General features: G+C 75.3%; 1 protein-coding gene. It reads right to left on the bottom strand.

The window, feature by feature from the left end; genetic code table 11:
- The coding region (locus DBV35_RS29770) for a PDZ domain-containing protein (protein ID WP_157962119.1) at positions 1-304 on the bottom strand (304 nt) is incomplete at both ends.

Below are 304 nucleotides of genomic sequence, written 5' to 3'. Positions count from 1 at the left end.
CGGTCGCGGCGGCGGTGTCGCGCACGCTGCCGAGCGTCACCGGCACCTCGCGGGCTCCGGACCCGCTGCCGACGGTCAGCGTGACCTGCTGGCCGGGGGTGAAGTTGCCGACCCGGGCGATCAGGTCCGCGAAGCTCGACACCGGGTACTCGTTGACCTTGGTGACGACGTCGCCCGCCGTGATGCCCGCGGCGGCCGCCGGCGAGTTCGGCTCCACCGTCGTGATCTGGGCGCCCGCGGTCCCGCTCGGGGCGCTGCCGGAGGCCGACACCGAGGCCTGCACGCCAAGCTGCGGCTTGGTCGC

Source organism: Acuticoccus kandeliae (assembly GCF_003073115.1).
The sequence above is the reverse complement of the archived record's forward strand: the minus strand, read 5'-3'. Positions and strand labels throughout refer to the sequence as shown.